General features: G+C 62.5%; 19 protein-coding genes and 1 pseudogene. 12 read left to right on the forward strand and 8 right to left on the reverse strand.

What is annotated here, in order from left to right:
- Window positions 1-83 precede the first annotated feature (83 nt).
- Window positions 84-2526 (forward strand): annotated as a pseudogene (locus GCN75_RS16220) (TonB-dependent siderophore receptor).
- Between the two features lie 12 nt (window positions 2527-2538).
- Here the strand turns inward: GCN75_RS16220 and GCN75_RS16225 are convergent.
- Window positions 2539-3369 carry a MipA/OmpV family protein gene (locus GCN75_RS16225; RefSeq protein ID WP_226941424.1) on the reverse strand — a complete coding sequence of 277 codons (831 nt, stop codon included), beginning with the start codon at window positions 3367-3369 and terminating at the stop codon, window positions 2539-2541.
- On the reverse strand, window positions 3366-3860 hold the full coding sequence (locus GCN75_RS16230; protein WP_152283397.1) for a hypothetical protein: 495 nt from the start codon (window positions 3858-3860) through the stop codon (window positions 3366-3368). Before GCN75_RS16230 ends, GCN75_RS16225 begins: the two co-directional genes overlap by 4 nt.
- A 132-nt stretch (window positions 3861-3992) precedes the next feature.
- Here GCN75_RS16230 and GCN75_RS16235 point away from each other — a divergent pair, with 132 nt between their 5' ends.
- The 3 genes from GCN75_RS16235 (at window position 3993) to GCN75_RS16245 (ending at window position 7265) form a co-directional block, all read left to right on the forward strand.
- Window positions 3993-5087, forward strand: a complete 1095-nt coding sequence (locus tag GCN75_RS16235; protein ID WP_152256807.1) for a type II asparaginase — start codon at window positions 3993-3995, stop codon at window positions 5085-5087.
- 128 nt (window positions 5088-5215) lie between these two features.
- Window positions 5216-6067, forward strand: coding sequence for an MOSC domain-containing protein (locus GCN75_RS16240; protein WP_152283398.1), 852 nt, complete (start codon window positions 5216-5218; stop codon window positions 6065-6067).
- Between the two features lie 34 nt (window positions 6068-6101).
- Window positions 6102-7265 (forward strand): GGDEF domain-containing protein, encoded by a 1164-nt coding sequence (locus GCN75_RS16245; protein ID WP_152283399.1) that lies wholly within the window; start codon window positions 6102-6104, stop codon window positions 7263-7265.
- Between the two features lie 11 nt (window positions 7266-7276).
- On the opposite strand, the gene GCN75_RS16250 is transcribed toward GCN75_RS16245, so the two are convergent.
- The gene (locus tag GCN75_RS16250) at window positions 7277-9256 is read right to left on the reverse strand and encodes a monovalent cation:proton antiporter family protein (RefSeq protein ID WP_152256804.1); all 1980 of its coding nucleotides are present in this window, start codon (window positions 9254-9256) and stop codon (window positions 7277-7279) included.
- 84 nt (window positions 9257-9340) lie between these two features.
- On the opposite strand from GCN75_RS16250, the gene GCN75_RS16255 reads away from it, so the two are divergent.
- The 8 genes from GCN75_RS16255 to GCN75_RS16290 all read left to right on the forward strand — a co-directional run bounded on the left by GCN75_RS16255 (window position 9341) and on the right by GCN75_RS16290 (window position 16087).
- Window positions 9341-10375, forward strand: coding sequence for a KpsF/GutQ family sugar-phosphate isomerase (locus GCN75_RS16255; protein ID WP_405002820.1), 1035 nt, complete (start codon window positions 9341-9343; stop codon window positions 10373-10375).
- The gene (locus GCN75_RS16260; protein ID WP_152283401.1) at window positions 10375-10908 is read left to right on the forward strand and encodes a KdsC family phosphatase; all 534 of its coding nucleotides are present in this window, start codon (window positions 10375-10377) and stop codon (window positions 10906-10908) included. Before GCN75_RS16255 ends, GCN75_RS16260 begins: the two co-directional genes overlap by 1 nt.
- 42 nt (window positions 10909-10950) lie before the next feature.
- Entirely contained in the window at window positions 10951-11562 is a 612-nt protein-coding gene (gene lptC, locus GCN75_RS16265; RefSeq protein WP_226941425.1) for an LPS export ABC transporter periplasmic protein LptC, read from the forward strand.
- 25 nt (window positions 11563-11587) lie between these two features.
- A complete protein-coding gene (lptA, locus tag GCN75_RS16270) occupies window positions 11588-12181 on the forward strand; it encodes a lipopolysaccharide transport periplasmic protein LptA (RefSeq protein ID WP_152256801.1) in 594 nt (197 codons plus the stop codon).
- The gene (lptB, locus tag GCN75_RS16275) at window positions 12181-12936 is read left to right on the forward strand and encodes an LPS export ABC transporter ATP-binding protein (RefSeq protein ID WP_034778383.1); all 756 of its coding nucleotides are present in this window, start codon (window positions 12181-12183) and stop codon (window positions 12934-12936) included. The genes lptA and lptB overlap by 1 nt, the downstream gene beginning before the upstream one ends.
- A 4-nt stretch (window positions 12937-12940) precedes the next feature.
- Entirely contained in the window at window positions 12941-14419 is a 1479-nt protein-coding gene (locus tag GCN75_RS16280; RefSeq protein WP_152283402.1) for an RNA polymerase factor sigma-54, read from the forward strand.
- Between the two features lie 69 nt (window positions 14420-14488).
- Window positions 14489-14848 carry a ribosome hibernation-promoting factor, HPF/YfiA family gene (gene hpf, locus GCN75_RS16285; RefSeq protein WP_152283403.1) on the forward strand — a complete coding sequence of 120 codons (360 nt, stop codon included), beginning with the start codon at window positions 14489-14491 and terminating at the stop codon, window positions 14846-14848.
- Window positions 14849-15001: 153 nt separating this feature from the next.
- Entirely contained in the window at window positions 15002-16087 is a 1086-nt protein-coding gene (locus GCN75_RS16290; protein WP_152283404.1) for an enoyl-CoA hydratase/isomerase family protein, read from the forward strand.
- Window positions 16088-16220: 133 nt separating this feature from the next.
- Here GCN75_RS16290 and rapZ read toward each other — a convergent pair whose 3' ends face one another.
- The 5 genes from rapZ to ilvA form a co-directional block, all read right to left on the reverse strand.
- Complete coding sequence (rapZ, locus tag GCN75_RS16295) at window positions 16221-17084, reverse strand: RNase adapter RapZ (protein WP_035824128.1); 864 nt, start codon at window positions 17082-17084, stop codon at window positions 16221-16223.
- Between the two features lie 430 nt (window positions 17085-17514).
- Complete coding sequence (gene hprK, locus GCN75_RS16300; protein WP_034753337.1) at window positions 17515-18450, reverse strand: HPr(Ser) kinase/phosphatase; 936 nt, start codon at window positions 18448-18450, stop codon at window positions 17515-17517.
- 36 nt (window positions 18451-18486) lie between these two features.
- Window positions 18487-18969 carry a PTS sugar transporter subunit IIA gene (locus GCN75_RS16305; protein ID WP_071079718.1) on the reverse strand — a complete coding sequence of 161 codons (483 nt, stop codon included), beginning with the start codon at window positions 18967-18969 and terminating at the stop codon, window positions 18487-18489.
- 336 nt (window positions 18970-19305) lie between these two features.
- Window positions 19306-20148, reverse strand: coding sequence for an NADPH-dependent 7-cyano-7-deazaguanine reductase QueF (gene queF / locus GCN75_RS16310; RefSeq protein WP_152283405.1), 843 nt, complete (start codon window positions 20146-20148; stop codon window positions 19306-19308).
- Between the two features lie 113 nt (window positions 20149-20261).
- Window positions 20262-21797 carry a threonine ammonia-lyase, biosynthetic gene (gene ilvA / locus GCN75_RS16315; RefSeq protein ID WP_152283406.1) on the reverse strand — a complete coding sequence of 512 codons (1536 nt, stop codon included), beginning with the start codon at window positions 21795-21797 and terminating at the stop codon, window positions 20262-20264.
- Window positions 21798-21914 lie beyond the last annotated feature (117 nt).

Below are 21914 nucleotides of genomic sequence, written 5' to 3' on the forward strand. Positions count from 1 at the left end.
TCGTATTTGCATTGAGGATTCTGCCTTTTCGTTCGGGAGATAGGGTGAGAGCAAGCAATCATCCATCTGAAAGGAATTACCGTATGAGCAAACGCATGGCATCGCGCCACCTTCCCGCCTTGACATTGAGCCGCATCGCCACCGCCGTGCAGCTGGCGCTGATCACGGGTCTGACGGCGGGGGCGCTGGGCGTGGCGGCCCCGCCGGCGTTCGCGCAAGCGGCGCAAGCCCGGCAAGCGTTCAATGTGCCGGCCGGTTCGCTGGGCCTGGCGCTCAATACCTTTGCCGCCGAGGCGGGCATCGAATTGACGGCCGAGGCTAGCCTGCTGCAGGGCAAGAGCTGTGCGGGCCTGTCCGGCAGCTACAGCGTGCCGGAAGGTTTTTATACCTTGCTGCGCGGACACGGCCTGGAAGCCGTGCGCGAGAGCAATGGCAGCTACACCTTGCGCCGCGAACCGGTGCACAGCGCCGCCGAAGCCGCCGCGACCATGCCGGCCGTGACCGTGTGGGGCAAGGGCAATGCAGTGACCGATGCCTATGTGGGCGGCCAGGTGGCTTCCGGCGGCCGCGTGGGTTTTTTGGGCGACAAGGACTTCATGGAGACGCCCTTCAACACCATCAGCTACACGGATAAATTCATCGAAGACCGGCAGGCGCGCGACATCACCGATGTGATTTCCGCCACCGATCCCACCGTCTTCAGCAGCGGCATGACGGGCATCATCGGCGAGAATTATTCGATACGGGGCTTCAGCTCGAATATCGGCGACGTCGCGTTTGGCGGGCTGTACGGCATCTCGCCGTACTACCGCACCTCGCCCGAAATGTTCGAGCGCATCGAAGTGCTGAAAGGGCCGTCGGCCTTGCTCAATGGCATGCCACCGGGCGGCTCGGTGGGTGGCAGCATCAACCTGGTGCCCAAGCGCGCGGGCGACACGCCGCTGGCGCGCGTGACGGCGTCGTATATGTCGGATTCGCAATGGGGCGGCCACGTGGACCTGGGCCAGCGCTTTGGCGACAATCAACAATTCGGCATCAGAGTCAACGGCGTCTACCGTGACGGCGACGGCGCCATCGACCACCAGAAAAAGAAGACCCAGCTTGTTTCCGTGGGCCTGGACTGGCGCGGCAACGGCGCGCGCCTGTCGGCCGACCTGTATCACAGCGAGGACCGCGCCGACGGCTTGAACCGGGGCGTCAACCTGGCCGCCGGCTTGCCCGTGCCGCGTCCGCCGAAAGCGGAAACCCTGCTCAATCCCAGCTGGGCGTTTTACGATACCAAGGACAAGGGCGCGATGCTGCGCGGCGAACTGGATGTGAACGAGCAGGTGATGGCCTACGCCGCCGTCGGCGCCAGCCAGGCCGACTACCAGTCGACGGGCGCGTATCTGATCCAGGTGTTCAACACGGCCGGCGACTACCGCACCAACGTTGCCGACCTGGGCTTCGACGTAAAAAAGCAGTCGGCGGAAGCGGGTGTGCGGGGCAAGCTGCGCACGGGCGAGATCGGCCATCAGTGGGCCGTGAACGCCACGTATTATCACCACACGGACAAGCAGTACGGGCGCCGCAATACCCTGGCGAAAGACTGGATCACGAATATCTACAATCCCGTCTGGGGACCGGCAACCCGCTTCGAGGCGCCGCAAATTTCCAAGGCGGAACTGCGCCTGGCCAGCTTTGGCCTCGTCGACACGCTGTCCTTTGCGCAAGACAAGGTGCAGCTGACGGTGGGTTTGCGCCGCCAGGAAGTGCTCAGCGATAACTTCAACATCAAGACGGGCGCGCGCACGTCGCGCTATGACGAAAGCGCCACCACGCCCGCCGTTGCGCTGCTGGTCAAGGCCAGCAAGAATATCTCGCTGTACGGCAATTACATCGAAGGCTTGAGCCAGGGCGCCACGGCGCCGTTGACGGCAGCCAATTCGGGCGAGGTCTTTGCGCCGTACAAGTCGAAACAGGCGGAGCTGGGCTTCAAGGTTGACCTGGGCGAGTTCGCGCACACGGTCAGCGTGTATGAAATCAAGCGGCCCAGCAGCTATGTCGATCCGGTCAGCAATATCTTTTCCTTTGGCGGAGAACAGCGCAACCGCGGTGTTGACTGGGGCTTCTTCGGTTCGCCCCTGCGCGACGTGCGCCTGATGGGCGGCGTGGCCTATGTGGACCCCGTCTTGACGAAGACCGTGGGCGGCAGCAACCAGGGCAAGCAGGCGACGGGCGTGCCCAAGCTGCAAGCCAAGCTGGGCATCGAGTGGGACACCCCGGCCGTGCCCGGCGTGACCCTGACGGCCAACGCGACGGCGGCATCGAAGCAATACATCAATGCGGACAACTCGCTGTCCGTGCCGGGCCGTACCGTGTTTGACCTGGGCGCGCTACGCCACCCGCGCGGCGGGCCGGCCCCTGACCGTGCGCGCCAGCGTGAGCAACGTCGGCAACAAGGCTTACTGGGCGCTGCCGCAGTGGACCAGCCTGGGCCTGGGCGCGCCGCGCACCTTCATGCTGTCGGCCACGACGGAGTTTTAAGCCGTCTTGCCGCTAGTCCTCAGCGCCCCGCGCCAGACTGCTTGAACGTTGCCAGGTCCACATCAGTCCTATGCCGGCCGAGGTGCCGTTGTTTTGGCGCAACAGGGGGCTGGCGCGGTTGGCGGCACCCGTGTAAGTGTCATAGCGTACAAAGGCAAAGGCGCGCCAGTCCGGGTGCAGCCGGTACGAACCGCCCAGGCCCAGCCGGGTGAGCATCAGCCCGCTTTTTGCCGCATACGCCGGGCGCTGGCCGGTGGCAAACGCGGGACTGACGCCATAAAAATAATCGTTGATGGCGGTATTGCCCAGTACGGCGCCGGCGCTGGCATCCACATGCCATGCCTGCTGCTCGCCTTGCAGCGCGTAGACGAAGCGCGGCTCGAACGTGGCGCCCTGGCGGCGCAGGCCGCCGCGCGCTTCGATGACGGCGCGCAAGGGCAGTTCCAGGCCCAGGCGGCTGCGCTGCGTCGGCTCGGCCAGCTTGATCTTCAGGCGCGGGCCAAACTCCACCAGGGTACCCAAGTCCGGCATGCCGCGCCGGGCCGGCACGTCGCTGGAGCGGGCCGGCAAGGACAGCGCGAAACCGATATCGAAATCGAGGCGGTCCGTATCGAGCAGGCGCGCGCCCACGCCGGAGCGGTCGGCACGCAAGACTTTCCCGCGATAAATCAGATAGGGCAGGGCCAGGCTGCGCGTCGAGCGTTCGCTGGCGCCGGGATAGGCGGGCGTGACGGCCGTGCCGCCAAACACGCCCGCTTCCCACAAGGGCAGCGGTGGTTCGACGGCGCGCGCCGGCGCCATGGCGAGGGCGCAGGCGGCCAGCAGGGGGCGTGCGATATTCACCGCTGGACTCCGCAAGGTTTGCCGACCGGCAACGACTCCAGGTCGGCAAACGCCCCCAGCGCCCATGATTGATGCCAGCCCAGTTCATTGCGCACGGCCAAGGCTTCCGTCGCCTTGCCCTGGCGTTCATACAGGTCGATCAGCGCCTTGTAGCTGAGGGCGCTCGATTGTTTGCTGCGTTTCGCCAGCGCGATGGCTTCGCGGAAATGAAATGCGGCCGCGTCGTAGCGGCAGGCCCCGCTGGCGGCGCGTCCCGCCTGGTGGTGCAGCTGCGCTTGCCAAGCGAGATCGCCATGGCCCAGTTCGACATTCGCGACGGCGTCCGCGTAGTTGCGCATGGCTTGCGCCCAGTGGCCCTGGCTGGCCGCTTCCTGCGCGAACTGTTCCTGTTGCGCCGCCATGCGCAGTTCGACTTGCGTGGAGCAGGCATTGAGCGCCATCAGGACGAGCGGCAGGACGAGGCAGGAGCGGATGGGCAGCAGTGTGGACATGGCGCCACTGTAGCCGATGGGCAGGCGCGCACGTTTGCGCAATACGCATGAATTGGGATTTTCCCCGGCATGGATGGCATATAATTTGCACACGACTTTGTTATTTTTGACAGTACACCTCACGGGAGCACCATGTTTTCACGCAAATTCCATTCTTGTGCACAGCTGATGCTGGCTACCTTGCTGATGGGCTTTATCGCCGCGTCCCCGGCGCGCGCGCAGCAGGCGGCCGTCAAATTGCCGAATGTGGTGATCCTGGCCACGGGCGGCACCATTGCCGGCAGCGGTGCCGACAGCACCACCACCGTGGGCTATACCTCGGCGACCGTGGGCGTCGAGCGGCTGATCGCGGCCGTGCCGGAATTGAAGAAAGTGGCAAATGTGAAAGGCGAGCAAGTGTTCCAGATCGCCAGCGAAAGCATGGGCAATGAACACTGGCTGACCCTGGCCAAGCGCATCAACGTGCTGCTGGCCTCGAACGACGTCGATGGCGTGGTCGTCACGCACGGCACCGACACCATCGAGGAAACGGCGTATTTCCTGAACCTGACCGTGAAAAGCCATAAACCCGTGGTGGTCGTGGGCGCCATGCGTCCGTCGACGGCCATCTCGGCTGACGGCCCCATCAACCTGTACAACGCCGTGATGCTGGCCGGCAGCAAGGAAGCCGTGGGCAAGGGCGTGCTGGTGGCCTTGAACGACCAGATCAACGCGGCGCGTGAAGTCACCAAGACGAATACGTCGACGACGGACACCTTCAAGTCGCCGGAACTGGGCATGCTCGGCTACATCCAGGGCAGCAAGGCCTTTTTCTACCGCCAGTCGACGCGCAAGCACACGCTGGAAACGGAATTTGACATCAGCAAGCTCGATGCCCTGCCGCAAGTGGACATCGTGTATGGCTACGCCAACATGAACCGCGTCGGCATGGACGCGTTCATTGCCGCCGGTGCCAAGGGCATCATCCACGCAGGCGTGGGCGATGGCAGCGTGGCCGCGCAAATGAAGCCGGCCCTGGTGGAAGCGCGCCAGAAGGGCGTGCTGATCGTGCGCTCGAGCCGGGTCGGCCAGGGCATCGTGGCGCGCAATGGCGAAGCCAACGACGATGAACTCGACAGTGTCGTGTCCGACACCCTGAACCCGCAAAAAGCCCGCATCCTGCTGATGCTGGCCCTGACCAAAACGAATAGCACGCAAGAAATCCAGCGTATTTTCTACACGTATTGACCGCTGCCGCGCCAGGCCAGCCTCATAGGTTGAGCCTGGCTGATTTACGCTTGCCTGCTTTGCTGCCATACTTCGTTTCTGAATAACTTCCTGGCAGAAGCGGCAACACTGTTCCTTCTCCCTTGTCCATGGCTATCCTGTCCGACATCATCCTGTATCCCATCAAATCGTGCGCGGGCATCCATTTGCGCGAGGCGGTCCTCACGCACTCCGGGCTGATGAGCGAGCATGTGTTCGACCGCGAATGGATGGTGGTGGACGAGCAGGGCCGCTTCCTGACCCAGCGCGAACATCCGCGCATGGCGCTGATCGTGCCGTCCATCAAGGCCACGACCCTGGAGTTGCGCGCGCCGGGCATGCTGCGGCTGGAAATCGAACTGGGCTTGCCGGATCCGCAACACGCGCCCATGCTGGAGGTGCAGGTGTGGGACGATACGGTGCGTGCCTACGATTGCGACGACGTCACGGCCACGTGGTTTTCCAGGGCCGTCGGCGTGCCGTGCCGCCTCGTGCGCTTTCACCCGGACGTGGTGCGCGCCACCAGCACCAAGTGGACGGGCGGCGTGGCCGCCTCGACCATGTTTGCCGATGGCTATCCGGTGCTGATCGCCGGCAGTGCCTCGCTCGCAGACGTCAATGAGAAGCTGTGCGCCGCCGGCCGCGAGGCCTTGCCGATGAACCGTTTCCGCCCGAACCTGGTCATCGGCGATATTGCCCCGTTCGAGGAAGACTACGCCGACTTCCTGCAATTTGGCGCCACCACCTTGAAACCCGTCAAGCCGTGCTCGCGCTGCCCGATCCCGTCGGTGGACCAGGCCACGGGCGTGCCGGGGCCCGATCCGCTCGACGTCATGCATGGCTACCGCGCCAAGCCCGAGCTTGACGGCGCCATCTGCTTCGGCATGAACGCCATCGTGACCGCAGGCGGCGACGAGCGTATCGTGGTGGGACAAGACATCGGTTTCGAACTGGCATTTTAAGCATGGCGCCCGTACAGAAGGGTTTAAGGTTTCTATGAATCAAGCAATACCGCCGGACCCGCGCATTGCCAGCCTCGAAGCCGAAAACCAGGCCTTGCGCGCGCGCATGGCTTTCCTGCTGGAACAGGCCGAGCGCAACCACGACATCATGTGCCGCCACCAGGCGTTTGACCTGGAAATCGTCAGCGCGTCCACGTTTCCCGAATTGATCGGCACCATCTTTCGCACCTTGCCCGTGATTTCCGACCTCGACGGCGTCACCTTGAGCCTGCTCGACGAAGACGACGATATCGTGCTGGTGATGGAAAAGCTGGGCGTCGATTTCAGCGCGTTTCCGCAGTTGCTGTTCGTGCATGAAGTGGCGGAACTGGGCTTTGCGCCGCCGCTGCCCGTGGCCGAAGGCGAAGCGGCCTTGCCGCCGCTGCCGCTGCTGGGCCAGTTCGACGCGCCTGTGCATGGCCCCCGTTTTCCGCAGATCGACGCGCCCCTGCGCAGCGTGGCGCTGGTGCCCCTGTTGCGCAACAAGCGCCTGATCGGCAGCCTGAACCTGGCCAGCAGCGACGTGACGCGCTTTACGCCTGCGCTGGGCACGGATTTCATCAAGCACATGGCGTCCATCATCGCCATTTGCCTGGAAAACGTGATCAGCAATGAAATGCTGAAATACATCGGCTTGACCGATTCCCTCACGGGCGTCTACAACCGCCGCTATATCGACCGCCGGCTGCTGGAAGAAATCGCCCGCGCGCGGCGCCAGGATTATTGCATTTCATGCATGTATATCGATATCGACCATTTCAAGTCGGTCAATGACACCTACGGTCACCAGGGCGGCGACGAAGTGCTGCGCGAGGTGGCCACGCGCATCCGCACGGAATTGCGCCGCTCCGATGCGCTGGGCCGCTTCGGCGGCGAGGAATTCGTCGTGCTGCTGATCGACGCCGACCTCGACAGCGCCACCTTTGTTGCCGAGCGCATCCGCGCCAGCATCGCCGGCACCATGTTCGACTTGCCGGGCAGCGCGCAAGCGTGGGTCAGTGTGTCGATCGGCGTGGCCAGCCTTGAAGCGGATGCGGCGCTGCTGCCGATCGAAACGGTGGCGCAGCAACTGGTGGCGCACGCCGACCAGGCCCTGTACCAGGCCAAGGCCGATGGCCGCAACAAGGTCGTCAGCTGGCAGGCACAGGTCGGCGGATGAAGACCTGCTGATTATTTCAGTAACAAGGTTTCCGCCTTGGCCACGGCGTCGGCCGTGCCGCGCAGCACCACCACGTCGCCGCTGGCCAGCTGCGTCTCGGGGGTGACATCGAGGCGGCCGCGGCCGCGGCGGATGGCCGTCACCGCCGCGCCGCAGCCCGCCACGTCGATCGTGCTTAACGGCAATCCCACGCATTGCGCGCCCTCGTTGACGGTGACCGTATGCAGGCGTTCCAGCTCGGCATCGTCGCCCGCGTCGCTGGAACCGTGGAAATAGCCGCGCAGCGAGGCGTAGCGCTCCTCGCGCGCCGCCTGCACGCGGTGCACGACGCGGCGCAGGGGCACGCCCATCATAATCAGCGCGTGCGAAGCGAGCATCAGGCTGCCTTCCATCAATTCCGGTACCACTTCGGCCGCGCCCGCCTTTTTCAGCTGGTCGAGGTCGGTATCGTCGTGGCTGCGCACGATGACGGGCAGGGTGGGCGCCATTTCATTGAGCAAATGCAACAGGCGCAGCGCCGACGGCGTGTTCGCATACGTAATCACGACGGCGCTGGCCCGGTAGATGCCGGCCGCCACCAGGCTTTCGCGCCGGCCCGCATCGCCATACGAGACGTGGGCGCCGGCCAGCTGCGCTTCCTGCACCCGTTCCGGGTCCAGGTCCAGCGCGTGGTATTCGATCTTTTCTTCCGCCAGCAGGGTGGCCAGGCTTTGTCCGCTGCGCCCGAAGCCGGCGATCAGCACGTGTTTTTGCGAGGCCATGGTGCGCGTGGCGATCTTCGTCAGGGCCAACGATTGCATCATCCAGTCGTTGGCGGCCAGTTTCATGACGATGGCGTCGGACTTGGCGATAAGGAAGGGTGCCACCAGCATCGACAGCACCATCGAGGCCAGCACCACCTGCACGACGAACGGGTCCATCAGCTTGATGCCGCCCGCCAGGTTCAGCAGCACGAAGCCGAACTCGCCCGCCTGCGCCAGCCCCAGCCCCGTGCGCAAGGCCACGCCATTGCTGGAGCCGAACAGCCGGGCCAGGCCTGCGATCAGGGCGAATTTCAGCAGCACGGGGCCGCACAGCAGCAGCAAGACCAGCCACCAGTTGTCGAGCACCACGCGGATATTGAGCAGCATGCCGACGGTGATGAAGAACAGGCCCAGCAGCACGTCGCGGAAGGGCTTGATATCTTCTTCCACCTGATGCTTGAATTCCGTCTCGGAAATGAGCATGCCGGCAACAAACGCCCCCAGGGCCAGCGACAGCCCGGCCCGTTCCGTGATCCACGCCGCGCCTAGGGTGATCAGGAGCAGGTTGAGCATGAACAATTCCTGCGAGCGGCGCTTGGCGACGATGGTCAGCCAGCCCCGCACCAGCTTCTGGCCGATGAACAAGAGCAAAATGAGGACGACCAGCGCCTTGCCGCCGGCCCAGGCCAGGGTTTCTGCCAGGTTGTCCGAATCGCGCGTGAGGGCGGGAATCAGGATCAGCAGGGGGACTACGGCCAGGTCCTGGAACAGCAGGATGCCGATGATCTTGCGGCCGTGTTCGCTTTCCAGCTCCAGCCGTTCCGTGAGCATCTTCGAGACGATGGCCGTCGACGACATGGCCAGCGCGCCACCGAGGGCAAACGCCGCCTGCCAGCTCAGGTGGATGTAGGCGGACAGGTAGCGGGCGACGAACCAGCCGAAGACGACGGTGGCGACGATGGTGGTGACCACCTGCGCCATGCCGAGGCCGAAGACGATGCGCCGCATGGCGAGAAACTTGGGAAGAGAAAATTCGAGCCCGATGGAAAACATCAGGAAGACGACGCCGAACTCGGCCAGGGTGTGGCTGGCCTCGTTTTCCGCCGCCAGGCCCAGCGCGTGGGGGCCGATGACGATGCCGACGGCCAAGTAGCCGAGCATGGGCGGCAAATGCAACATTCTGAAAGCGACCACGCCCAGCACGGCGCTGCCGAGTAACATCAGGGTCAGTTCAAGCGAGGAAAACATGGGTTGCCCGGTGCGGTCAATGGAAATCGTTGTTTGTTGTGACTGGCAAGTTTTTTGCTTTCCTAATTCGTTTATACTTTGGGCATGAGTGTAACCCATGAAAAAACAATGCTGAAAGCTTTTGATCGAATTGACATGCAAGCGACGACCGAGCGCGCTGTCGCGCTGGCCCGTACCACCTTGCAGATCGAGTCCGACGCCATCAATGCCCTGCACGCGCGCCTTGCCACGGACGACAGCGTGGGCCGCGCCGTGGCGATGTTGCTGCAATGCAAGGGGCGTGTCGTCGTCTCCGGCATTGGCAAGTCCGGCCATATCGCGCGCAAGATTGCCGCCACCCTCGCGTCCACCGGCACGCCGGCCCTGTTCGTGCATCCGGCCGAAGCGGCCCATGGCGACCTGGGCATGGTCACTTCGGACGATGCTTTTATTGCCATATCGTATTCCGGCGAATCGTCGGAACTGATGGCCATCATGCCCGTCGTCAAGCGCATGGGCGGCGTGCTGATTTCCATGACGGGCAAGCCGAATTCGAGCCTGGCCCAGCTGGCCGATGTGCACCTGGATATTTCTGTTGAAAAAGAAGCCTGTCCGCTGAACCTGGCGCCGACGGCCAGCACCACCGTCACCCTGGCCTTGGGCGACGCGATCGCCGTGGCCTTGCTCGACTTGCGCGGCTTCAAGGAAGAAGATTTCGCCCGTTCGCATCCGGGCGGGGCCCTGGGCCGCCGTCTGCTCACGCACGTGCACGACGTCATGCGCAGCGGCGAACGGGTGCCGAAGGTGTCCGTGGACGCGTCCTTGCTGCAGGCGCTGGAAGAAATGACGAAGAAGGGCATGGGCATGACGGCCGTCGTCGATGGGGACAACCACCCCGTGGGCGTGTTTACCGACGGCGACCTGCGCCGCATGTTCGAGCGCGTGCAGGATTTCACGCAGGTGGCGATCCGCGACGTCATGCATGCGCAGCCGCGCAGCATCGCGCCCGAACGCCTGGCCGTGGACGCCGTGGCCGTGATGGAGCAGTTCCGCATCAACCAGATGCTCGTCGTCGATGCCGACGGCAAGCTGGTGGGCGCCCTGCATATCCATGACCTGACGCAAGCGAAGGTGATCTGATGGATAGCGTAGCGGACAACCTGGCGCGGGCGGCCAAGGTCAAATTGATGATCTTTGACGTCGATGGCGTGCTCACCGACGGCAGCCTGCATTTCGGCCCGGACGGCGAGATGATGAAAACGTTTAATGTGTATGATGGCCTGGGCATCAAGCTGCTGCAGGAATCGGGCGTGCAGACGGCCATCATCAGCGCGCGCCGCTCGCCCATCACGGCACGCCGCGCGCAAGACCTGGGCATTACCCATGTGCACCAGGGCGGTCACGACAAGCTGACGCCGTTTCGCGAGTTGCTGGCGTTGACGGGCTTGACGGAAGAGCAATGCGGCTATATCGGCGACGACGTCATCGATGCGCCCATCCTGCGCCGCGTGGGGTTTGCCGTCAGCGTGCCGGGCGGGCGTCCGGAAGTGCAGGGCCTGGCGCACCATGTGACGCAGGCCGGCGGCGGTCGCGGCGCGGTGCGCGAGATCTGCGAATTCCTGCTGCGCGCCCAGGACAACTATGCGCGCGTCATGGCGCCGTTCCTGGAGTGAGGCGCGCCTTGCCGCCCGTGACATTTGAAAGAGTGAAGCCCTATGCGTAAGCCAGGAGGCGCCCATCGCTGGCGCGTGATTTTTACCGTGCTGGGCGCAGTCGTCGTTGCGCTGGGCAGCTTCTGGCTGCTCGAAGTGATGAACAAGAATGGCCAGGACATCACGGCCAGCAAGCATCTGGATGAGCCCGACTATTTCATCACCAATTTCAGCCTGGTGCGCATGGACTTGACGGGCAAGCCCAGCTATATCGTGTCGGGCACCAAGCTCACGCACTATCCGCTGGACGATTCGTCCGATATCGACCAGCCCTTCGTGCGCAAGCTCACGCCAGGCATGCCGCCGATGAACATGAATGCGGAACTGGCGCATATCGACCAGGACAATACCCGGCTGCAACTGCACCGCAAGGTCGTGATCGACCGCGTGGCCAGTCCGAAGGCGCAGAACCTGACGGTCAGGACGGAAGCGCTGACGGTGTTTCCGGATGAGGAAAGAATGGAAACGGACGTGCCTGTCGATATCCTGACGGGCGCTTCGCGCATCAATGGCGTGGGCATGCAAGCCAATAACGCCACCGGCGTGGTGCAGGTGCACAATGCCTTGCGCATGGTCCTCCCGCCGAAACCGCGCCCGGCCGCGGCGGCAAAATGACAGAATGAAACAAGGAAACCATACTATGAAAAACATCTTGCTGTTGACTCTATTCTCGACCGTCTGCTCGCTTGGCGTGATGGGCGCGGCGCATGCCGAGAAGGCCGATTCCGAGAAGGAAGCCGTCATCACGGCACGCAGCGGCCTGGTCGACGACGTCAAGCAGACGCGCACCCTGACGGGCGACGTGGTGCTGGTCAAGGGCACCCTGACCATGAAGGCGGGCCGGGCCCTGATCACGGAAGACCCGCAAGGCTACCAATTCATCACTTTCTGGGCCGATCCCGGCAAGCTGGCCACCTTCCGCCAGAAGCGCGATGGCGCGGGCGACCTGTGGGTGGAAGGCGAAGCGGAACGCGTGGAATACAACAACAAGACGGAAGTGGTGAAACTGTTTTCCAAGGCCAAGCTGACGCGCCTGGAAGGCACGAAGCCGACGGACGTGGCCAACGGCGCCTTCATTTCGTATGACAGCCGCAAGGAAGTGTTTACGATGGAAAATTCCGACAGCGGCACCAGCACCCCGGATGGCGGCAGCGTGCGCATGGTGATCCAGCCGAAGACCAAGGCACCGGCGGCGGAGAAAGCGCCGGCCACGCCTGCGCCAGGAAAGAAATAATGGACAATACACGTTGCGGCAGTACCCTGATCGTTCGCGGGCTGCAAAAAACCTACGGCAAGCGCCAGGTCGTGCATGACGTCTCGCTGCAAGTCGAATGCGGCGAAGTGGTGGGGCTGCTGGGCCCGAACGGCGCCGGCAAGACCACCTCGTTCTACATGATCGTCGGCCTGGTGCCGTCCGATGGCGGCAGCATCGATATCAGCGGCGTGGATATTTCCAGCCTGCCGATCCACCGCCGCGCCCAGATGGGCCTGTCGTATCTGCCGCAGGAAGCCTCCGTCTTCCGCAAGCTGACGGTAGAAGACAATATCCGCGCCGTGCTGGAAATCCAGACCGTCGAAGGCCGTCCGCTGACGAAGGCCGAGATCGAGGTGCGCCTGGATAAACTGCTGGCCGATTTGCAGATTGAAAAGTTGCGCGAAAACCAGGCGCTGTCGCTGTCGGGCGGCGAGCGCCGCCGCGTGGAAATCGCCCGCGCGCTGGCCACCGATCCCCGTTTCGTGCTGCTGGACGAACCGTTCGCCGGCGTCGATCCGATCGCCGTGATCGAAATCCAGCGCATCGTGCGCTTCTTGAAGGAGCGCAATATCGGCGTGCTGATCACCGATCATAATGTGCGCGAGACGCTGGGTATTTGCGACCGTGCCTACATCATCAACCAGGGCTCGGTGCTGGCGTCGGGACGCCCCGACGACATCATCGCGAACGAGTCGGTACGCCGGGTCTATCTGGGCGAACACTTCCGTATGTGAGCCAATGAAACAATCATTGCAGCTGCGCACTTCGCAGCATTTGGCACTGACGCCGCAGTTGCAGCAATCGATACGCCTGTTGCAATTGTCTACCCTGGAATTGCACCAGGAATTGGAGCAATTGCTGACGGACAATCCTTTGCTCGAGCGCCTCGATGATCCGCTCGACCGTTCGCTGCGCCTGCTGTCCGACGGCGCCTTGAGTTCCACGGCCGCGCCGGCCGAAGCGCCGCCCCAGCCGCCAGGCCAGGAAGCGCCTGCGGCGCCGGCCGAAGGGGAAGCTTTTGACGGCGAGGCGGGCGAGGGCCCGGCCGCCGCGGACGGCGGCGACAGCGACTGGAGCGAAGCGAGCCGGGGCAAGACGCCCGACGACGAAGATTCCCGCCCGCAACTCGAAGCCCATCACTGCACCCTGCGCGAGCACCTGATGGAACAGATGCGCGTGACGGTGCTCGAATTGCGCGACCGCGCGCTGGTCGAGCTGATCATCGATGCGCTCGACGACAATGGCTACCTGGAAGAGTCGCTCGACGACATCCTGGCGCGCCTGCCGCACGAGCTGGAAATCGACGCCGACGAGCTGCGCACGGCCTTGTCGCTGCTGCAAAGTTTCGATCCGCCCGGTGTGGGCGCGCGCAATGCGTCCGAATGCCTGGCGCTGCAGATCAAGCGCTTGCCCCATATCGCCATGGTGACGCGGCGCATGGCCCTCGTCATCGTGGAAAAGCACCTGGCCTGGTTTGCCCAGCGCGATTTCAACAAGCTGAAAAAAGCCCTCGATTGCGACGATGAAGACTTGCGCGAAGCGCAGACGGTGATTCGCCAGTGCAATCCGCATCCGGGCGCCGTGTTTGCCTCCGACGTGTCCGATTACGTGGTGCCCGACGTCGTCGTCAAGCGCGCGCGCAATGGCTGGCAAGTCACCTTGAACAACGATGTCATGCCGCGCCTGCGCGTCAATGCCATGTACGCCAACTTGCTCAAGCAGGGCAAGGGGGAAGGCGCCATGGGCGCACAGTTGCAGGAAGCCAAGTGGCTGATCAAGAATATGCGCCAGCGCTTCGACACGATACTGCGCGTGGCACAGGCGATAGTAGAAAGACAAAAGAACTTTTTCTCGCATGGGGCCGTTGCCATGCGCCCCCTTGTGCTCCGTGAAATAGCTGATACACTGGGTTTACACGAGAGTACTATCTCGCGGGTAACAACTCAAAAGTACATGCTGACCCCGCACGGCATGTTCGAGTTGAAATATTTCTTTGGTAGCCACGTCGCCACCGAAGCGGGGGGCGAAGCGTCATCGACGGCGATACGGGCATTGATCGTGCAACTGACAGGAGCAGAAGACCCTAAAAATCCTTTATCCGACAGTAAGATTGCGGACATGCTGGGGGAACAAGGCATGGTGATTGCGCGACGTACTGTTGCCAAATACCGGGAAGCATTAAAAATTCCGCCAGTGAGCCTGCGTAAGTGTTTGTAAGTTTTTTTCGGTTCCTCTGCGGGCCGGATACGATGGACCGCACGAACCCGATCATCTTTAGGAGTGTGTATGAATCTCACCATCAGCGGACATCATCTCGAAGTGACACCAGCCATCCGTGAATACGTACAAACGAAGCTGGAGCGCGTGAAACGTCATTTCGATCAAGTCATCGATATCGCCGTGATTCTGACCGTGGATAACCTCAAAGAGAAAGAAAAACGTCAAAAGGCTGAAGTCAATCTGCGTCTGAGCGGCAAGACCGTCTATGTGGAAAGCCTGGCGCAAGACCTGTATGCGGCAATCGATGCCCTGATCGACAAGCTCGACAGGCAAGTGATGAAATACAAAACCAAAGTGCAAGGGCACGGTAAAGAGGCGATCAAGCATCTGCCAGACAGCTCGGAAGAGGAATTCGCCGCCGCCTGAGCGGGCCGCGACTTTCAACCGGCTGTGATCAACTAAGGGCGCACATTGCGCCCTTTTTTGCGCCCGTCGCCCTTGCCGGGGTGCGCCATGGGAACGCAATGTTCCATCCGAAGGCGCTAGAATGTTCCCATACTTACTTCTTTCCATTCTGCCATGAGCGACTTCGTCCAGACCTCCATCCGCAACCGCACGGGCCACATCGTGCTCGACCGCCCGAAAGCCTTGAATTCCCTGTCGCTGGACATGGTGCGCGCCCTGAGCGCCGTTTTGCTGGCCTGGCGCGACGATCCGCTGGTAGACGCCGTGGTGATCCGTTCCAGCAGTGAAAAAGCCCTGTGCGCCGGTGGCGACATCCGTTTCTTTTACGATGCGGGCCGGGCCACGCCGCAAGGTGGCAGCGCGCAGCTGGAAGATTTCTTCACGGAAGAATATGCGCTCAACCATCTCATTCATTTCTATCCGAAACCGTATATCGCCGTGATGGATGGCGTGGTGATGGGCGGCGGCATGGGCGTGGCGCAAGCCGGGCCCGGTAACCGCCTGCGCATCGTCACGGGCCGCACGCGCATGGCCATGCCGGAAGTCAATATCGGTTTGTTCCCGGACGTGGGCGGCAGTTATTTCCTGTCCCGCCTGGCCGGCCAGCTGGGCTTGTACTTGGGCTTGACGGGCTTGACGATCAACGCGGCCGACGCCCTGTACACGGGGCTTGCCGACGTGTACCTGCCCGAGTCGCAGATGGGGGCGCTACTGGCCCTGTTCGAATCGACGCCCGGTGAAGGCTTGCCGGTCGCCATCAAGGCCCTGGCCGCGCCATTCCAGTCCCAGGCGGGCGCTTCTGCGCTGGCCACGGCGCGCGCGGCGCTGGACCGCCATTTCAGCGCCCCTTCCGTGGCAGCCATCATGGCGTCGCTGGCACAGGACGACAGCGCGTTTGCCGGCAAGGCCCTGGCGGCCATGCGCCTGCGTTCGCCGCTGATGATGTCGGTGACCCTGGAATTGTTGCAGCGGGGCGCCCATCTGGGCGTGGCCGACTGCCTGCGCCTCGAGCGCACGGTGGTGCGCCACAATTTCGAACATGGCGAAGTGATCGAGGGCGTGCGCGCGCTCGTGGTCGACAAGGACAATGCGCCGCGCTGGCAGCCCGCCAGCCTGGACGACGTCGATGCGGCCATGGTGGCGCGCTTCTTCTCCCCCGTCTGGCCGGCTGCGGCGCATCCGCTTTATCATCTGACGTAACAACGCCGGATAAAACCGTAGCGAGCGGAAGGGAGAGGTGGTTGAGAAGCGGAACTGTGCTGGGCACGGGGCCGCCGAGGCAGTGAGCATCGCAGACCACCTATACCGACGCGCAGCAGGTTTTATTGGCGTTCTAGCTGCGCTCGCGGTGGCGCAGGACGACCCGTTCGTTGGGGCCGAAGTATTGCGCCAGCCGTTCGGCCATGTACACGGAGCGGTGCTGGCCGCCCGTGCAGCCGAGGGCCACCGTCAGGTAGCTGCGGTTGTCGGACTTGAATGATGGCAGCCATTTCTCGATGAAGGCGCGGATATCGGCCAGCAGTTCCAGCGCGCTGGGCTGCGCGTCGAGGAAGGCGATCACGGGCGCGTCGCGGCCGTCGAGAGGCCGCAGCGCCAGGTCGTAATAGGGATTCGGCAAGGCCCGCACGTCGAAGACGAAATCGGCATCCAGCGGCACGCCCAGCTTGAAGGCGAACGATTCGAAGAACAGGGTCAGCGGCGCGCGTTCGGAGGCGACGATATCCTTGATCCAGGCGCGCAGCTTGTTGGCGCTCAGTTCCGAAGTGTCGATCACATGGCCCAGTTGTTCGATGGCCGACAGGCGTTCCCGTTCTTCCGAGATGCATTCGATCAGGGTGCGGCGGCTGGCTGGATTCTGGTTCGGACGCAATTCGTGCGACAGCGGATGGCTGCGCCGCGTTTCCGAGAAGCGCGCCACCAGCGAATGCGTGGTGGCCGTCAAGAACATGACCTTCACGTCGTGCCCCTGGTCGCGCAGCAGGGCCACATTGTGCGGCAGGCTAGTCAGCGACTCGGCGCTGCGGGCATCGACGGCGACGGCCAGTTGCGGTGTGCCTTCGTCGAGCAAGGTTTGCACCAGGCTGGGCAGCAAGGCCGGCGGCAGGTTGTCGACGCAGTAGTAACCGGTATCTTCCAGCACATTGAGCGCAACGGATTTACCGGAACCGGATATTCCGGTGATAAGGACGATATGCATACGCCGATCATACAATAAAGATCGGCACTGTGCTCCCGAGGCAATTATCTTTACAAACTATTGCAATTCGGCTTGTGGTGTTGGTTAAACAAAAGAGCGAGGACTCCTTGCAACGCTAGTCGCCGCTCATTGCCAAACGTTGGTGTAGCAGGGGTTTCGGAGAGCCCTGCTCTCCGCCTGCGCAACGGTTCGCCCTTGCAAGGGCGAACTCCACTGCAGACTAATCCCCGCTCATTGCTAATCTCTGGTGTAGCAGGGGTTTCGGAGAGCACTGCTCTCCGCCTGCGCAACGGTCCTCGCCTACGAGCGAGGACTCCTTGCAACGCTAGTCGCCGCTCATTGCCAAACGTTGGTGTAGCAGGGATTTCGGAAAGCCCTGCTCTCCGCCTGCGCCACGGTCCTCGCCTACGAGCGAGGACTCCTTGCAACGCTAGTCGCCGCTCATTGCCAAACGTTGTCGCTCCATGAACTCCTGCAAGGTATCGATGCCGCGCAGCTGCAGTATCGTATTGCGCACGGCCGCTTCCAGCAGCACGGCGATGTTGCGGCCCGCGGCGACGGGGATGACGACTTTGCGCACGGGCAAGCCAAGCACGTCTTCCGTTGGGAACAGGAAGGGCAGGCGCTCGACTTCTTCTTCCAGCGCATTGCGGCGCACCAGGTGCACGATCAGTTTCAGGCGCATCTTGCGGCGCACGGCCGTTTCGCCAAAGATGGCCTTGATGTCGAGCAAGCCCAGGCCCCGCACTTCGAGCAGGTTTTGCAGCAGGGGCGGGCAGCGGCCTTCGATCATGTTGGGCGCGATGCGCGAGAACTCGACGGCGTCATCGGCCACCAGGCCGTGGCTGCGCGAGATCAGCTCCAGCCCCAGTTCGCTCTTGCCCAGGCCCGAATCGCCCGTGATCAGCACGCCCACGCCCAGCACGTCCATGAACACGCCATGCATGATGATGCGCTGCGCCAGTTTTTTTGACAGGTAGACGCGCAGGAAGTCGATCACTTGCGCGGCCGGCAGCGGGGTGGAGAACAGGGGAATGTTTTGCTCGTCGCAGATGGCGAGGATGTCGGGCGGCGTTTCCAGCCCTTGCGCGATGATCAGCGCGGGCGGGCCGCCGGCGATCAGTTCGCCGATCACGTGGGTGCGCGTATTGACCTTCAAGCGCTGATAGTAATTGATTTCCTGGTGGCCGAAGACCTGGATGCGGCCCGGATGGATCAGGTTCAAGTGGCCCACCTGGTCGGCGGCTGACGAGACGTCGCCCGAGATCAGGCGTTCGCCGCCGGGGAAGCCGGCGAACCAGCCCAGTTGCAGACTTTCACGATTATCGTCGTACAGGCGTTGTATCGTCAGCGGCGTTTGCAACATGGCAGTCTTCTTCAGGAGTGGAGGAATACCTGAAGTTTAACCCGCCGCTTGCAGACTGGGTTGCCAATTGACGATGCGCGAATGCACGGATTTCGGTTCCGGATCCGTGGCCAGTGCCGTACGGAAAGCATCGTCGGAAAACATCTCGGCGATTTCCGACAGGATTTCCAGATGTTGCTGAGTGACATGATCGGGAATCAGCAGGAAAAACAGCAGATTGACGGGCTTGCCATCAGGCGACTCGAACGGAATCGGTTCGGCCAGGCGCACGAAGGCGCCCAGCGGCGCTTTCAGGGTCTTGCTGCCCTTGACTCTGCCATGCGGCACGGCCACGCCGTGGCCCAGGCCCGTCGAGCCCAGGCGTTCGCGGGCAAACAGATTGTCCGAGACGGTAGAGCGGGCGATGCCGTAATTGTTTTCGAAGATCAGGCCGGCTTGCTCGAAGGCGCGCTTTTTACTGGAGACTTCCAGGTCCAGCAGGACGTTTTCGAGGGATAATATTTTGCTAAGATTAGTCATGACACTCAATGAAATGGTGCAATGCGCAGAGGGCTTGCGAGCCGAATTATAGGCCTGTTTCCGCGGCCTGTAACGCCAATTCTCAACAGTATACGCCCGCTGCGGGCGCAGTGGGCGCTACAGCCTATGTCGTCATCATTTTAGCAAAAAAATAACATCGGGGTGTATCGGCTATTTCTTGATTAAAAACACGCGGCGAACCGGTTTTTCCGCCGCCGAATGCCGAATTTCCGATTTTTCAGCGTCTTTGACATGCACTGCGGCACTACTACAACGTTGTTTTAAAACACAGCCAACATTCCTGTTGGCATGGTTTTATGGTGTTGTTGCGCGGTATTACTGGCGCGCATTGCGCAGGTTGCCCGGCATCGCCTCCGTGCTGAAGTTGCTGCGCCAGGGGTTGATGTCGAGACCGCCGCGGCGCGTGTAGCGCGCATACACGGACAGTTTTTGCGGCTTGCACTGGCGCAGGATATCGACAAAGATGCGCTCCACGCATTGTTCGTGGAATTCATTGTGCTCGCGGAAACCAATCAGGTAGCGCAACAGGCTTTCCTGGTCGATCTGCGGTCCCGCATACTCGATCTGCACGCTGCCCCAGTCGGGCTGGCCCGTTACCAGGCAATTCGATTTGAGCAAATGCGAGACGAGTTTTTCTTCCACGGGCGCCTCGTCCAGCGCCGCCTTGAGCAGCAGCGGCGAGGGCGTGTATTGCGTGATTTCCAGGTCCAGGCGGTCCAGCAGCACGCCGTCGAATTCGCCCATTTTCAGCTTGCCGAAATCTTCTTGCAAGGTCAGTTCCACTTGCACGGGCGCGCCGAAACCGTTGGACAGATCCTGTTTCAACAAGGCCAGCAGCGCTTCCGGGCCGTCCAGTTTGGTCTGGTTGAACGAGTTCAGGTACAGCTTGAACGATTTCGATTCGATGATGTTGGGCGAATCGGCCGGCGCGCTGACCTTGGCGATGGCCACCTGCGGCTTGCCGCGCTGATTCAGCCACGACAGTTCATACGCATTCCAGATATCGAGGCCGAAGAAGGGCAAAGTGCCGCGCAATTCCAGCTCGTCGCGCTTGCCCTGGCGCGGAATGGGAAACAGCAGTTCCGGCGCGTAATCGGTGCGGTAGGCGGAGCTTTTTCCCAGCGGGGATTGTTCGGCGAGGTCGTTGGTGGTGGTCATGGTGGCGTGGCTACAAATTCTGTGAAGGGTGAATGGTAGCTTATTTCAACCCAACGGCGACGGCTGGGGTCGTACCCTGCAGGGTACGACCCCAGTATTTGCAGTTGGGCTTATCACCCCAGGAACAGTTTATAGACGGGATTGCTGCTTTCATCCCAGTAACGATAGCCCAGCGTATCGAGGAAGCGGGCGAACTCGCCCATTTCATCGGGCGGCACTTGCAGGCCCACGAGGATGCGGCCCACGTCGCCGCCCTGGCTGCGGTAATGGCACAAGGAAATATTCCAGTTCGGCGCCATGCTGTCGAGGAAACGCATCAGCGCACCGGGACGCTCGGGGAATTCGAAGCGGTACAGCAGTTCGTCCTGCGCCAGGCGGCTCTTGCCGCCGACCAGGTGGCGGATGTGCGACTTTGCCAGTTCATCGTGCGTCAGGTCCAGCGTCTTGAATTCGTGCTCCTCGAATTTCTGCGCCATCGCGCCGGACTCATGCCGGTCGGCAATCTGGATGCCGACAAACACGTGCGCTGCCTTTTCATCGCTGATGCGGTAGTTAAATTCCGTCACGTTGCGCGCGCCGATGAGCGAGCAGAAGCGTTTGAAGCTGCCCCGCTGTTCGCGCATGGTGACGGCAAACAGGGCTTCGCGGAATTCGCCCAGTTCGGCCCGTTCCGCGACGAAGCGCAAGCGGTCGAAGTTCATGTTGGCGCCGCTGGCGATGGTGATCAGGGTTTCATTGTTGACGGGATGCTTGGTCAGGCTGGCCCGTTCCACATAGGCCTTGGCGCCGGCGATGGCCAGCGCGCCGGACGGCTCCAGAATGCTGCGCGTATCCGTAAACACGTCCTTGATGGCGGCGCAGATGGCGTCCGTGTCGACGGTGATGATTTCATCGACATACGCCTGCACCAGGCGGAAGGTTTCCTCGCCCGCCAGGCGCACGGCCGTGCCGTCGGCGAACAGGCCCACGTCGTTCAGGGTCACGCGCTCGCCCGCCTTCAGCGAACGGGCCATGGCGTTCGAATCGACGCTTTGCACGCCGATGACCTTGATGTCGGGACGGATCTGTTTCACATAGGCGGCGATGCCGGCAATCAGGCCGCCGCCGCCGATGGGCGCGAAGATGGCGTGGATGGGGCCGGCGTGCTGGCGCAGGATTTCCATGCCGATCGTGCCCTGGCCGGCGATCACGTCCGGGTCGTCGAACGGGTGCACGAAGGTCAGCTTCTGCTCTTTTTCCAGAGTCAGCGCATGGTTGTAGGCATCCGTGTACGACTCGCCGTGCAGCACCACTTCCACGTTGACGCCGCCGCGTCCCTTGACCGCCTCGACCTTCACCAGCGGCGTGGTGGTGGGCATGACGATGACGGCGCGGCAACCCATGCGGGCGGCCGACAGGGCCACGCCCTGGGCATGGTTGCCGGCCGAGGCGCAAATCACGCCCCGCTTGCGGTCCGCTTCGCTCAGCTTGGACATCTTGTTGTAGGCGCCACGAATCTTGAAGCTGAACACGCTTTGCATGTCTTCGCGCTTGAAGTAAATCTGGTTGTTCAGGCGCTGCGACAGGGCAGGGGCCAGTTCCAGCGGCGTTTCGGTGGCGACGTCATAGACGCGGGCGGTCAGGATTTTCTTGAGGTAGTCGATGTTCATAGTCTGCAAGCAAGTGATTCTGGGCCAGAAAGGGTCTGGAGCGTGTCGGGCGATATCGGCGGCGCCGCGGCGGATAGCCTGGCGACAATAGTGCTCTGTGGATCTAGGGGGCCGGTG

This window comes from Janthinobacterium violaceinigrum (assembly GCF_009208555.1).
GTDB lineage: Bacteria > Pseudomonadota > Gammaproteobacteria > Burkholderiales > Burkholderiaceae_D > Janthinobacterium > Janthinobacterium violaceinigrum.